This window comes from Weissella thailandensis (assembly GCF_005405465.1).
Classification (GTDB): domain Bacteria; phylum Bacillota; class Bacilli; order Lactobacillales; family Lactobacillaceae; genus Weissella; species Weissella thailandensis.
Genome location: NZ_BJEC01000004.1, coordinates 109,487 through 123,777 on the forward strand (window position 1 = coordinate 109,487; position 14,291 = coordinate 123,777).

Genomic DNA, 14,291 nt, shown 5'->3' on the forward strand with positions numbered 1-14,291 from the left:
TAAGCATGTTTGAAATGAGATTAGCACGAACGGTTTTATCTGTAGATGACATTGACCAAATGGTGAAGCGTGTTGCAGATGAAATCAACGAAGTACTAGTTGATGTTGAACGGCCGGTATTTGTCGGTGTCATGAAGGGCGCTTACATGTGGATGGCTGACTTGATGCGGGCTATGAACCGCGATATTGAATTGGATTATATTGACGTATCTAGTTATGTTGGTGATCAATCAACTGGTCATATTACAATTCAAAGAGATTTAAAGGTTGACTTGTCTGGGCGAACAGTTGTCATATTAGACGAAGTCGTTGATTCAGGATTAACGTTACGGTATTTAAAGGCGGATTTTGAAGCACGCGGTGCTGAGAAAGTGTATGTTGCAGTTGCAACAGATAAGCGCCAGTCAACTACTGCAGGTGGTATTACACCAGACTTTATTGGGGCCCAAGTACCTGATGAATTTTTGGTTGGGTACGGGATGGACTACAATGAATATTATCGTAGTTTACCATATGTGGCTGTTTTAGAATTATCCGAATAAACAACAAAGAGGTTGAGACAAAACAATGTCTCAACCTCTTTTGTGCTAAAAATGCATTAATTGTAAGGCTATGAATTTTATAGCATAAACGCGTTCCAAAAGTCTGAAGTCTCAATGTAACGCGATTTATGACATTCTTGTTTCGGCCAAAAATGACGTAAATAACGTTACATACCGGCTTCAGTTCAAAATCGACTTTTGTCTCGCTCTCTCTTTTGTTTATTGATTAAATGTCATTATAGGGTTCGTTTGGCATATTATTTTCAAGCTGAATAGTTGTGTGTTGAATGTGCATATCATCTTGGAGCATGTGACCGAGATCAGAGAGTAACGCCATATCGCCAGGGTCTTTAACAACTAGATGAACGGTTAATGCAGTTTCTGTTGTTGAGATACCCCAAATATGTAAATCATGTAAACTGATGACTTGTGGATTATCCAGGATAGCTTTTTTAACGGAAACTTCATCAATGTTTTCAGGGACACCATTGAAAATAAGTAGAACCGATTGTTTGAAAATATCCCATGATGACACGATGATAACAATACCAATAATGATAGAAACAACTGGGTCCAGCCAGAACCATTTGGTTAGCATGGTCAGTAAACCAGCCACAACCACTCCCAGAGAAACGCCAGCATCAGCCATTAGATGAACATAGGCGCCTTTCGCGTTGATATCTGACTTATGATCGCCAGCCATAGCAAAGAACTTGGCTGCTAAAAAGTTAACGATAATTCCAAAAGCTGATACGATCATAATCAAATTTCCAGCTGGTTCGGCACCACCGTTTAGTAGCTTAACAATTGCTTCGTACCAGATGACAAAGACGGCAACTAACAGGAACAGCGCGTTAATAAAGCTGGCTAGGATAGTTGCATTATGCCAGCCATACGTGTGAGTATCCGTGGCTCGCAAGCCAAAGACAGCCACAGCAGCCCAAGCTAGTATCAGTGATGCGACATCGCTAATACTGTGCAAAGCATCTGCAAATAAAGCTGTTGAATGGGCGTAATGGGCAAAAATCATTTCAGCAATGATAAAAGCAGTATTTAGGATAATGCCTATTAAATAGGGGACTTGCCTTTTTGGAACGGCTGCATGTTCGTGATGATTATGCATATTATAATTTTTCCTCCAAGTGGGTTGTCGCTAATGCAATGATTGAACGGATATGGTCATCCTTTAACACGTAAAAAACTTGTTTACCGTGTTTGTGAGAACTGATAATATCGGCATGTTTTAACATTTTTAATTGTTGTGAAATATTTGATTGCGAATAGCCAGTGGCTGTAACTAGATTTGAAACGTTCTGTTCATGATCAGCTAAAATCTTTAAAATTTTTAGTCGTAGAACATTTGAAAATAATTTAAAAAACTCTGATAATTTTTCATCCATAAACATATTATAAAACGTTAATATGTTTATTTAAAGAAAAAGGACCTGAAAACTAATATTGTTTCAGATCCTTTATCGTATCGTTTAGTTTTGCTGTAAAAAGATAACCATGATGGTCAATGTCTGTAGAATGGTAAAGAATACCATCCGGTAACGTTGCTTTAAATTGAAATTAATTAGTACCATCCAAGTAAAGATGATGATAATAATTGTTAGAATTGTCCAAAAATTCCAAGGTAGGGTTAGGACGTTTAGTAATAGGATAACGCCAAAAACCAGCGAAGTTAATCGTTTATTGCGGCCCTGTGTGACGAACACACTACTCATGAAGTAGAGGTAACTGAAAAATAGCGGTAATAAACTAATAATAAATGGTTGTGTTAAATATGTATTTTGTTGGTAGAAAATAACGACAGGCATGACGATAGTTGCGATACCTGAATATAAAATTAAACCAAGTACATTTTGTAAACTTAACCATGAAATATTTATTAGTAGTAGGGTAATGGGAAGTAGTGCAAGTAACATGACTTGTTGCCCAGTGAATTGTTTATACAAGAAATATAAGAATAGCAATGGGAATAAAATGACCACATAGTTTATCCAACGAGAAAAACCGCGATTAAAAGTTAAAAATATTGCTATCGCTATGATAATACTATAGGTAATTAATAGTGGATTATGTTGCCATTGTCCCCCAGCCAGGTTGTTTGAATAGATGAGCGGATACACCCACCAGATAATATTTTGTGAAATGACACAAAGTAATAAGGCCAACCATTGAATGTCTGAGTGTTTTATTTTTTTCTGTAATCGTGCTTGGCGACTGCCTGGACGTTCCGTTTCTGGTCTTTCTTTAAGTTGTTTTAAACGAGATACATTATCATGAGATTCTGGATTCATAATCATGCCTTCCTAAATCATTAAGTTAAATTTGTAAGAACTGTCTATATAATTGTAGCAAACTAACCAGCTTTCGAGTGAGTTTGGTATAATGTTTTGAGTGTTATTTTGTAAATTGATTGAAATGGAGTAACGAAATGCGTACAGTAATTGAGATGCTAAGTAAATATCGAATGCAAATTATGTATTTGATTTTTGGAGGACTGACAACTGTCGTCAACATTGTTGTCTATACGGGAGCACGTTGGTCGCATTTATCGATAAACATTGCGTATGTTCTTGCTTGGATATTGAGTGTTTTGTTTGCCTATTTAACCAATCGTAAATGGGTGTTTGATAGTCAAACAACGGGCTTTGTCAATATTTTACTCGAAATGGTTAAATTTTTCTTTGCACGTTTGGCAACGGGTGTTGTAGGATACTTAATTTTGCTATTTGGTGTACATATCCTACACCAAAATGATATGATTTGGAATATTATCCAAAATGTATTTGTAATTGTTTCCAATTATGTATTGAGTAAATTAATGATATTTAGATTGAAGGAGAAAATTGAAAAATGACGATTAAATTAATTGCAACAGATATGGATGGTACATTATTGCGTGATGATCGGACCTTTGATTATGTACGAATGGAAGATTTACTAGATGAATTGGATGCTAAGGGTATTCGTTTTGTCGCCGCCAGTGGTAACCAATATAAAATGCTTCGTTCATATTTCAATCCTGTTGATCCTGATCGCGTCACCTATGTTTCCGATAATGGGGCCTTAGTTATGGACCATGATGAGGTGGTTGCTGAAACAAATATTACCCGTGAACAGATTGATCGGGTCATTGATTGGAATAACAATGTTAATCCAGGAATGGAAAACCTAATTGTTTTATCAGGCCATAATGGTGCATATGTTTCTAACCATGCAACACCAGAAATCATTAGTATGGTAAAACAATTTTATCCGATCGTTCACCAGGTAGAGAAGTTTAAAGATATTGATGACAATATCTTCCGCTTTACATTTGTTTGGGAACAAGGTATTGATGTCCATCAATATATTCAACAACTACGAGCAGAATTTGGTGAGGAACTACATACCACTGGTTCTGGTTTTGGAACAGTTGATATTTTAGCACCAGGGGTAAACAAACGAACTGGTCTTGAAAAATTAGGTGAAATTTGGGGTATCAAGCCTGAAGAAATGGCGGCCTTTGGTGATAATGGTAACGATTTAGAGATGCTCCGTTATGTGAAGTATCCTTTTGTTATGCCAAACGCAGAAGACTTTATGAAAGTACGTATTGATAATTTAGCGGTTAATGATAACAACCATAATGGTGTTATTGATACCATTGAGGCATTATTAGCTGGTGCGTTTGATGATCGTACAAGTAAAATTTTTGATAAGTAATAGTTAATAGGCAAATATTATGTGACAAACTGGTATAATATATAATATTATGAAGTGTGTCATATTTCATAGTGATTATTTGTTAGAATCTTGGAGGGTAAATCGTGTTTTTTAATGACCGACATGAAGAACGTGCTGATAAACAGGCCATCGAGCTGGACGGTCAGCAGATACCACAACATATCGCGATTATCATGGATGGTAACGGACGATGGGCTAAGGGCCAAAATCTACCACGAGTTGCTGGGCATCAGCGTGGCATGGAAGTCGTTAAAGATATTACTAAAGCTGCCAGTGATTTGGGTGTGAAAGTTTTAACGTTATATGCTTTCTCAACTGAAAATTGGAAACGTCCGGAAACTGAAGTTGGATTTTTAATGAAGCTACCGGGTAAGTTTTTTGATACCTTTGTACCCGATTTAATTGCAAATAATATTCGCGTCAATGTTATTGGATATGTCGATCAATTGCCTGCTTACACACAAAAAGCCGTTAAAAATGCCGTTGCGCAAACGGCTAATAATACGGGCATGGTCTTAAACTTTGCCTTGAATTATGGGGGTCGGAGTGAGATTGTGTCCGGTGCGCAGCAGCTTGCCCAACAGGTATTAAATGGGGAAATCAAGCCAGAAGATATTGATGAGACGCGGTTTGGTCAATCTTTGATGACCGCATCACTAAATAAGTATGCTGACCCTGATTTGTTGATTCGTACGAGTGGTGAAGAACGACTATCGAATTTTTTGCTTTGGCAGATTGCCTATTCAGAGTTCGTCTTTGTGGACGAACATTGGCCTGACTTTACGTCAGAAGTCTTAAAGCGTGCTATTATGATCTATCAGTCACGTCATCGACGCTTTGGTGGTTTAGCAGAAAATAAAAGTGATAAAAAATAGGAGATAAAATAATGAAAACACGGGTAATCACGGCGGTGGTAGCATTGGCAATTTTTATACCCATTTTGATTGCTGGTAATATCTGGATTCAAATTGCTGCTTCAGTACTTGCCGTTGTTGCTGCATCAGAAGTTGTCTTAATGCGTCGCACATTGTTAGTTGACTTTGGTGCTATCTTGACGATGCTTGGGGCATTTATCATGACGTTGCCAAACGATATTTGGCAAAATCTTGATCTACCAACGACATTACAACCTGCTTCTTTACTTTACATATTTGTGATTTTGATGTTATTACATACAGTAGTAGCTCGCAATAAGTTTAACTTTGAGGATGCGGGTGTCTTTACATTAACAATGATGTATGTTGGTTTAGGATTTGGTATGATGGTATCAGCACGTGAAGCTGGTCTGGATACGTTGATGTATGCCTTTTTGATTGTTTGGATTACTGATTCTGGTGCATACTTGGTTGGTAGACAAATTGGTAAGCATAAACTAACGGCTATTTCACCAAATAAAACTTGGGAAGGTTCAATTGGTGGTAGTGTCATTGCGGTGATTGCAGCAGCAATTTATACGTATTATTTCCCACAAGCATACGGCTGGTGGATCATGCTGGCAATCAGTATTCTGCTTTCAGTTGCTGGCCAGTTTGGTGACTTGGTTGAATCTGCTTTGAAGCGTTTTTACCATGTCAAAGATTCTGGTTCAGTATTACCAGGTCATGGTGGCATTTTAGATCGATTTGATTCAATGTTGATTGTTTTGCCAATCATGTACTTACTGGGTGTTTTTTAATAAGTTAATGACAAAAGGCTGATGTTAGACGTCAGCCTTTTTTAGTTTGGTTTAACTGTAATAGCATAAACAACGTTACCCTCGAATTCAAAGCATCTTTTGTCACACTATGATTAAACGTGCTCCCAAAGACTGAATTCTCAATGTAACGTCATTTACACTATTCCTGTCCTACGCGTTGCTACGGACAAAAATAGCATAAACAACGTTACATCCGAATTCAAAGCATCTTTTGTCACACTATGATTTATAGTATACTAACCCTACTTAGATTGGGATGGAGATAAGGAATGACAGCAATTATTACATTTATTATTGTATTTGGAGTCATCGTGATTGTTCACGAATTTGGTCACTTTTATTTTGCAAAAAAATCTGGCGTTCGAGTACGAGAGTTTGCAATTGGGATGGGACCAAAATTATTGCAAACGCAACGCAATGGGACAACTTATACTTGGCGCATTTTGCCGGTTGGTGGTTATGTGCGTATGGCTGGTCGTGCAGATACTGAAGAAGAAACGATTCAGCCGGGGATGTCGATTACTGTTGTTCTGACTGATGGTATGGTCACCCGCATTAATTTGTCGGATGAAGAGGAGTTGGTGGGTGGCCGTACGATTACTGTTAATCAAGTTGATTTAGTTGATGATATGGTGATTGAAGGTTATTGGCCTGAAGATGGTGAGTTAGTACGTTTACCGGTAGATCATGATGCTTCAGTTGTTGAGGCAGATGGTACAGTCGTGTTAGTAGCACCAAGAGATACGCACATTGAATCCGCAAAATTATGGCAACGTGCGGTGATTAACTTTGCTGGTCCTATGAATAACTTTTTGCTGACTTTGATTTTGTTTATTGGTTTGGCATTTACGTTACCTGGTGTTTCTACAACTACAGTAGATCACGTTGCTAAAGATTCACCAGCAGCTATGGTCGGGATTAAATCTAACGATACAATCACCGAAATCAATGGTAAAAAAGTTAATTCGTGGCAAGGTATGCAAAATAAGATTCAAACATTGCCTGATAAAAAAGTTTCATTGACATTTGAACGTCATGGTCAAACGAAGCATACGACGTTGACTCCCAAGGGTGTTAAAAATGGGGGAATGAAGATTGGTCAAATCGGCGTGACATCTAAACAGACAACCGCCTTGGGGGCTAGGTTACGATATGGATTCCAAGCAACTGCGCAATCGATGACACAGATCTTCCGAGCAATTAAAAATCTTGTACAAGGATTTTCACTTAATAAGCTAGGCGGACCAGTTGCTATTTATAAAAATACTTCAGAAGTCAGCACTATGGGAATATTAGCCATTGTGTCCTTTATGGCCTGGTTGTCAGTTAACTTGGGGATGATGAATTTGCTACCTATTCCTGGATTAGATGGTGGTAAGTTATTGTTGAATGCGGTCGAAGCGGTAATTAGACGTCCGGTACCAGAAAAAGCTGAATTAGCAGTGACCTTAGTTGGTGTGGGATTATTATTTATTTTAATGATTGCGGTAACAGGAAATGATATTCTACGCTATTTCGTGAAGTAAGTAGTAGGTGTTTATCAGCTGTTAGAACGAAATATTTTGACTGCTAATAATATGAAACGTTTTCGGTTATATGTAGGTCAACGTTAAATAAACAAATGTGGTAAGATAGAAAAAGAATTTTAATGCGCTTTTTTGTGCAAAGATTAGGGATGGGTATAAGTCATGAAACAATCAAAGGTTTTTATTCCAACGTTGCGTGAAACACCAGCAGATGCGGAAGTCATTTCGCACCAAATGATGTTACGTGCGGGGTATGTTCGCCAAGTAACAGCGGGTGTATACGCGTATTTGCCATTGGCACAACGTGTATTAAACAAGATAAAAGCAATCATTCGTGAAGAGATGGAAAAAGTTGATGCGACAGAAATGACGGCACCAGTTCTTTTGCCTGCAGAATTATGGCAAGAATCGGGACGTTATGAGACTTACGGTCCAAACTTGTTTAAGTTAAGAAATCGTCATGGACGTGATATGATTCTTGGACCAACGCATGAAGAAACGATGACGACGTTGATTCGCGATGATATCAAATCATATAAGCGGTTGCCATTAACAATTTATCAAATTCAAACCAAGTTACGTGACGAGGATCGACCACGCTTTGGTGTTCTTCGTGGTCGTGAATTTATTATGAAGGATGCTTATTCATTCTCAATTGACGAAGCTGGTCTGGATGATGCTTACAAGAAGATGGAATCAGCTTATGTTAATATCTTCAATCGTGTTGGTTTGGACTACCGGGTTATCGTTGGTGATGCTGGTGCCATGGGAGGCTCAGATTCTAAAGAATTTTCTGCGCCAGCCGCAGCTGGTGAAGACACAATTGCCTACTCAGATGAATCAGATTATGCAGCAAACTTAGAGATGGCTAAGGACTTGTATACACCAAACAAGTCACATGCACCTTTGGCTGATTTGCAAAAGATTGCAACGCCTGACGTTGCCACAATTTCTGAATTGGCTGACTATCTACAAATTGCTGAAGACAAACTAGTCAAGACGTTGTTCATGATAGCTGATGGGGAACCTGTTATGCTTTTGGTTCGTGGTGATTATGAAGTCAATGAAGTTAAAGTGAAAAATTATTTGCAAGCTGGTGAATTACGTTTAGCAACTGAAGAGGAAGCGCAACAATACTTAGGGGCACCATTTGGGTCATTAGGTCCTGTTGGCGTTGGCGAAGAAGTGAAAATTATTGCCGATGAATGGGTCACAGATATGGCTAATATTGTCGTTGGTGGTAATGAAGCTGGTTTCCATTACTTAAATGCTAATGTTGACCGTGATTTCCGTATCGATGAAGTAACCGATATTCGTATTGCGCGTGAAGGAAACCCAGCTATTGATAATAAAGGTCATCTACAATTTACTAAAGGAATTGAAGTTGGGCATATCTTTAAGTTAGGTACTCGTTATTCTAAGGCTATGGGTGCACAAGTATTGGATGCAAATGGTCGCCAAGCTGATGTTATCATGGGTTCTTATGGTATTGGTGTGTCACGTCTTTTGGCAGCGATTGCTGAACAAAATGCCGACGAAAATGGTTTGTCATGGCCAGCAGCTATTGCGCCATGGAATGTTCACTTGATACCAATCAAGTACAAAAATGAAACGCAAGCAAAGTTGACAGATGAATTAAATGATAGCTTGGTAGCAGCTGGTTATGAAGTGTTAGTCGATGACCGTAATGAGCGTCCTGGCGTAAAATTTGCTGATTCAGACTTAATTGGCTTGCCAGTACGAGTAACGATTGGTAAAAAAGCGAGTGAAGGTATTGTTGAAGTTAAGTTACGTCAAGCAGATGAGGCTATTGAAGTTCGTGCTGATGAACTTGTTTCAACACTACAAGTTTTCCTAGATGGACATAAAAATTAAATATTATTAGATCATTTATCCTTGTTTTAAGATTATGGCTTTATAGTGTAATTATCGATGAGGGATACAGAGATATCCTATCGATGCCCATAATGATTACTCATAACCTAGCAGGAATGCCCGTTCCTGCAACTACTCCTTAAATTTGGTATATGTGAGTATACCGTTAATAATAGATTAGGAAGCCCATCCATATCTATTATCGATGATGGCATAGCACTTTGAGCTATTTATCATCAGTAGAGGAAGCAATTGCCCATTGCTTCCTCTTTTTTTGTGCCTCAGTATTAATTAATTCATCTATTTGATATTTCCATGACTCATGGACAATGTATAATAGCAATAGATTGTAAAACAAATGAAAGGGGCTATAAGTGATGGCGTTGAACCCACAAGAACAATTTCGAATATTGTTACAACAGTTGCAATATGAGGAGGTGCCCGACATCTTCCAAGAAGCAACCCTGACCAAATTGACAATTCATAAGCAGTCACGAGTTTGGCAATTCCATTTTGCACTACCTGAATTACCTGATGTGACCACTTTAGCGACATTGATCAGTAAATTGCAGACAACATTTGCAAATATTGCATCTGTTAATTATGAAATTAAATTAACTTCTCAGCCACGTATGACACAGGCTGTTGATTATTGGCGCTGGGTTTTACAACAACATCAAAATGAACCAGGTGCTTTTCAACAAGCATTTAGTCAAGTGATGCCGGTTGCTGAGAATAATCAACTTGTTCTCACTTTTGATTCACAGGCGTGGGCAAATTATGCTCAGCAAACAGGCCTTAATTTAATTCAACAAACTTACCGCCAAATTGGTTTCACTGAGAGTTTACCATTCGTTATTAATGTTGATGATGAACTCGTTGCCCAGTCACAAGCTGAGGCGATTGCCCAACGAGCTTCGCAAGATGAACAGTTAGCTCAAATGGCCCAAGTACAATTAGAACAAGCATCAAAACAACGCCACACCTCTAATCATGGTGGTGGCAATGGTGGTAATAATTTGGGTCGTAAAATAGCCAATGATGCTGAAACAACTGACATGGTCAATATTATTGACGAAGAACGATCGGTAATTGTTGAGGGTTATGTATTTGATGCAGAAGTCAAAGTACTTAAATCAGAGCGCCAGCTATTGACGATGAAAGTGACTGACTATACGAGTTCGTTTATTCTTAAGAAATTCTCACGTGACGAAAATGACGAAGCGTTTTTTGCGAATGTTAAGGCAGGCATGTGGATTCGAGCACGTGGTCCAGTGCAACAAGATGACTTTTTACATGACCTCACGATGATGGCGTATGATATCCAAGTCGTTAAGCATGAGCCACGTGTTGATAAATACGAGGGGGATCCAAAACGTATTGAATTGCATGCACATTCTTTGATGTCAACGATGGATGCAACTAATGGGATTAAGGATTATGTTAAACAAGCCAGCGATTGGGGCATGGACGCTATTGCAATCACTGATACTGCAGGTGCACAAGGCTTCCCTGAAGCAGCATCTTCTGCAGCCGATAATAACATCAAAATGATTTATGGTATTGAAGTTAATTTGGTTGAAGATGGCGAACCAATTATTTTTAATCCCGCCCACATAGCTTTAGATGATGCTGAATATGTTGTATTTGATGTGGAAACAACTGGTTTGTCAGCTGCTTATGACAAGGTTATTGAATTATCCGCCGTTAAGATGGTCAAAGGAAACGTGACAGCAGAGTTTTCTGAATTTATTGATCCAGGCTTCCCGTTAAGTCAGACAACTGTTGATTTGACTTCAATTACTGATGATATGGTTCAAGGATCAAAATCTGAACAAGAAGTTTTTGCGGCTTTCCGTGAATTCTATGGGGATGCTATTTTGGTCGGCCATAATGTGACCTTTGATATGGGCTTCATGAATGAAGGGTATGAACGTCATGGTATGGGATCAATTACCAATCCAGTTATTGATACATTAACCTTAGCGCGCTTCTTATACCCTAATATGCGTTCGTATCGCTTGAATACATTGGCTAAACATTTTGGTGTTCTATTAGAGCAACACCACCGTGCAATTTTTGATTCGGAAACAACGGGAAATTTAAATCGTATCTTCTTGGAAGAAGCAAATGAGTCTTATGGCATTGCGTATGCTGATCAATTAAATGATCATATGACTGACAATGATGCTTGGCGCCATGGTCGACCAAATCATGCGGTTGTCCTTGTTCAAAATCAAACCGGGGTCAAAAATCTGTATAAATTGATTTCAGAATCTAATATTCACTATCTTTATCGCACACCCCGCGTACCACGATCAGTATTGAATAAGTACCGCGAAGGCCTACTATTGGGAACAGGTGATAGTTCCGGTGAATTCTGGGAAGCGTTAATGCAAAAGGGATACGCTGCCGCAAAAAATAAGGCGAAATATTATGATTATATTGAAATCCAGCCGTCAGCCAATTATTTACCACAAATTGAGGGTGAATTAATTAAGGATGAAGCACGCTTACGTGAACTAATGATGCAAGCTGTCAAAATTGGTGATGAATTAAATAAGCCGGTTGTTGTGACGGGGGATGTTCATTATTTAAATCCTGAGGACAGTATTTATCGTAAGATTTTAATCAGTTCACAGGGAGGTGCTAATCCGTTAAACCGGCATAGCTTGCCTGAGATGCATTTTAGAACGACCCAAGAAGTGCTAGATGATTTTAGTTGGATGAAACCAGAACTAGCAAAGAAATTAGTGATTGATAATACACATGTTATCGCTGATATGATTGACGATGTCGAGGCTATCAAAACGGGTAATTATCCACCAAATATGCCGACGGCCAATGATGAGATTCGCCAAAAATCATATGACACGGCATATCGCATGTATGGTAATCCATTGCCGGAAGTTGTTGAAGCCCGGATTGAACAAGAATTACATTCAATTATTAAGAACGGGTTTGCGGTTATCTACTTAGTTGCTCAGCGGCTCGTTGCGAAATCAAATAAAGATGGTTACTTAGTTGGTTCACGTGGATCGGTTGGTTCTTCACTTATTGCCTTGTTAATTGGTATTACTGAAGTTAATGCCTTACCACCACATTATCGTAGTGTGAATGGGGATTATGTTGAATTCGTTAATCCACGTGATTACGAATCTGGGTATGATTTACCGGAGCGTTATAGTCCGATTGATGGGACCAAGTTGATTGGGGATGGTCACAATATTCCTTTCGAGACTTTTTTGGGATTCAAGGGTAACAAAGTGCCCGATATTGATTTGAACTTCTCAGGGGATTATCAACCTTTCGCGCATAATTATATGAAATCACTGTTCGGGGAAAATAACGTTTTCCGTGCAGGAACCATTGCGACAGTTGCTGATAAAACAGCTTTTGGATATGTTAAAGCCTATGAACGTGACCATGAAAAACAATTTAGAGGTGCTGAGGTCGAAAGATTGGCTATGGGAGCCACTGGTGTGAAACGTACGACTGGTCAGCACCCGGCCGGTATTCTAATTGTGCCAGATGACATGGAAATTTATGACTTTACACCTATCCAATATCCAGCAGATGATTTGTCGGCCACTTGGCGAACGACTCATTTTGATTTCCACTCAATTCACGATAATATTTTGAAGATGGATATTCTTGGACATGATGATCCAACGATGATTCGTGCCTTACAGGATATGTCGGGAATTGATCCAACGACGATTCCAATGAACGATCCAGGTGTTATGAGTCTATTTTCATCACCAGAAGTGCTAGGGGTCACTGAAGACCAAATCTTTTCGAAAACAGGTACTTTAGGTGTGCCAGAATTTGGAACAGCCTTTGTCCGGGGGATGTTAGAAGAAACCCATCCAAAGAATTATTCGGAATTGCTACAAATATCAGGTTTATCTCACGGAACAGACGTTTGGCGTGGTAACGCTGATGAATTGATTGAACGTGGTGTGGCGACAATTGGTACGGTTATTGGAACGCGTGATAAAATCATGACCGACTTGATCAATTATGGTGTTAATCCGGAATCATCATTCCAAATTATGGAAAAAGTGCGTAAAGGTAAAGGAATTATCGATGAATACCAAGCTGAAATGCGCGCAGCAGGTGTGCCAGAATGGTATATTGAATCTGGTTTGAAGATTAAATACATGTTCCCACGCGCCCATGCCGCTGCATATGTGCTGATGGCCTTGCGAATTGCATACTTCAAGGTTTATTTCCCAATGCTGTATTACGCAGCATACTTTTCAGTTCGTGCAAGTAATTTTGATATTGTGTCAATGTCACGAGGATTAAATAGTACGAAAGCTAAAATTATGGAAATTAAACATCAAGGTAATGATGCTTCTGCTAAAGACAAGGACTTGATGACTGTACTCGAAATTGCTAATGAAGCCCTAGAGCGTGGGATTAACTTTAGCATGGTCGACTTATATAAGTCTGATTCAGATGCTTGGTTAATTGATGGTGATACATTGATTGCACCATTTAATTCGGTACCTGGACTAGGTGATAACGTGGCAAAGCGTATTGTTGCTGCAAGGGCTGAAGGTGAATTCTTATCGAAAGAAGACTTAGCGCAACGGGGTGGTATTTCAAAGACTTTGTTGCAGTTTATGGATGATAATGGGGTTCTTAATGGTATGCCAGATGAAAATCAATTGGCTCTATTTTAGCGCAGTCCCAGTTTTGAAAATTAATCATGTAATATAGAAGGCTATTTAAAGCCTTATGGTAAGCAAGCTAAAGGCCGTCAATCTAGTTAGGTTGATGAACTGAACCCCGTAAGTTGGAGTAATTTCCAAACTTACGGGGTTTTACTATGTTTTCAAAAGAAGTACAAATTGAAGCAGTCACGATGTACCTACAAGGTATTCCGCCTTATAAAATACGGAAAAAGTT

The 14,291-nt window shown here is 38.8% G+C and carries 11 protein-coding genes; 8 read left to right on the forward strand and 3 right to left on the reverse strand.

Annotation, left to right across the window (positions count from 1 at the left end; all coding sequences use genetic code 11):
• Window positions 1–5: 5 nt before the first annotated feature.
• Window positions 6–542 (forward strand): phosphoribosyltransferase, encoded by a 537-nt coding sequence (locus tag FFM62_RS02805; RefSeq protein ID WP_115470748.1) that lies wholly within the window; start codon window positions 6–8, stop codon window positions 540–542.
• 226 nt (window positions 543–768) lie between these two features.
• Here the strand turns inward: FFM62_RS02805 and FFM62_RS02810 are convergent, their stop codons facing one another.
• The 3 genes from FFM62_RS02810 to FFM62_RS02820 all read right to left on the reverse strand — a co-directional run bounded on the left by FFM62_RS02810 (window position 769) and on the right by FFM62_RS02820 (window position 2,845).
• Complete coding sequence (locus FFM62_RS02810; RefSeq protein WP_115470749.1) at window positions 769–1,665, reverse strand: cation diffusion facilitator family transporter; 897 nt, start codon at window positions 1,663–1,665, stop codon at window positions 769–771.
• Between the two features lies 1 nt (window position 1,666).
• Window positions 1,667–1,942 (reverse strand): ArsR/SmtB family transcription factor, encoded by a 276-nt coding sequence (locus tag FFM62_RS02815; RefSeq protein ID WP_165845881.1) that lies wholly within the window; start codon window positions 1,940–1,942, stop codon window positions 1,667–1,669.
• An 84-nt stretch (window positions 1,943–2,026) separates the two neighbouring features.
• The gene (locus tag FFM62_RS02820) at window positions 2,027–2,845 is read right to left on the reverse strand and encodes a hypothetical protein (RefSeq protein ID WP_240005903.1); all 819 of its coding nucleotides are present in this window, start codon (window positions 2,843–2,845) and stop codon (window positions 2,027–2,029) included.
• A gap of 137 nt (window positions 2,846–2,982) precedes the next feature.
• On the opposite strand from FFM62_RS02820, the gene FFM62_RS02825 reads away from it, so the two are divergent.
• The 7 genes from FFM62_RS02825 (at window position 2,983) to FFM62_RS02855 (ending at window position 14,065) form a co-directional block, all read left to right on the forward strand.
• On the forward strand, window positions 2,983–3,408 hold the full coding sequence (locus FFM62_RS02825; RefSeq protein WP_115470752.1) for a GtrA family protein: 426 nt from the start codon (window positions 2,983–2,985) through the stop codon (window positions 3,406–3,408).
• Window positions 3,405–4,256, forward strand: a complete 852-nt coding sequence (locus FFM62_RS02830) for a Cof-type HAD-IIB family hydrolase (RefSeq protein ID WP_115470753.1) — start codon at window positions 3,405–3,407, stop codon at window positions 4,254–4,256. The genes FFM62_RS02825 and FFM62_RS02830 overlap by 4 nt, the downstream gene beginning before the upstream one ends.
• 104 nt (window positions 4,257–4,360) lie before the next feature.
• Window positions 4,361–5,152 carry an undecaprenyl pyrophosphate synthase gene (gene uppS, locus FFM62_RS02835; protein WP_115470754.1) on the forward strand — a complete coding sequence of 264 codons (792 nt, stop codon included), beginning with the start codon at window positions 4,361–4,363 and terminating at the stop codon, window positions 5,150–5,152.
• An 11-nt stretch (window positions 5,153–5,163) separates the two neighbouring features.
• Complete coding sequence (locus FFM62_RS02840; RefSeq protein WP_115470755.1) at window positions 5,164–5,952, forward strand: phosphatidate cytidylyltransferase; 789 nt, start codon at window positions 5,164–5,166, stop codon at window positions 5,950–5,952.
• Between the two features lie 290 nt (window positions 5,953–6,242).
• Complete coding sequence (gene rseP, locus FFM62_RS02845; protein ID WP_115470756.1) at window positions 6,243–7,499, forward strand: RIP metalloprotease RseP; 1,257 nt, start codon at window positions 6,243–6,245, stop codon at window positions 7,497–7,499.
• Window positions 7,500–7,661: 162 nt separating this feature from the next.
• The gene (locus FFM62_RS02850) at window positions 7,662–9,374 is read left to right on the forward strand and encodes a proline--tRNA ligase (protein WP_115470757.1); all 1,713 of its coding nucleotides are present in this window, start codon (window positions 7,662–7,664) and stop codon (window positions 9,372–9,374) included.
• Window positions 9,375–9,751: 377 nt separating this feature from the next.
• Window positions 9,752–14,065 carry a PolC-type DNA polymerase III gene (locus tag FFM62_RS02855; protein WP_115470758.1) on the forward strand — a complete coding sequence of 1,438 codons (4,314 nt, stop codon included), beginning with the start codon at window positions 9,752–9,754 and terminating at the stop codon, window positions 14,063–14,065.
• The last annotated feature ends 226 nt before the right edge of the window (window positions 14,066–14,291 follow it).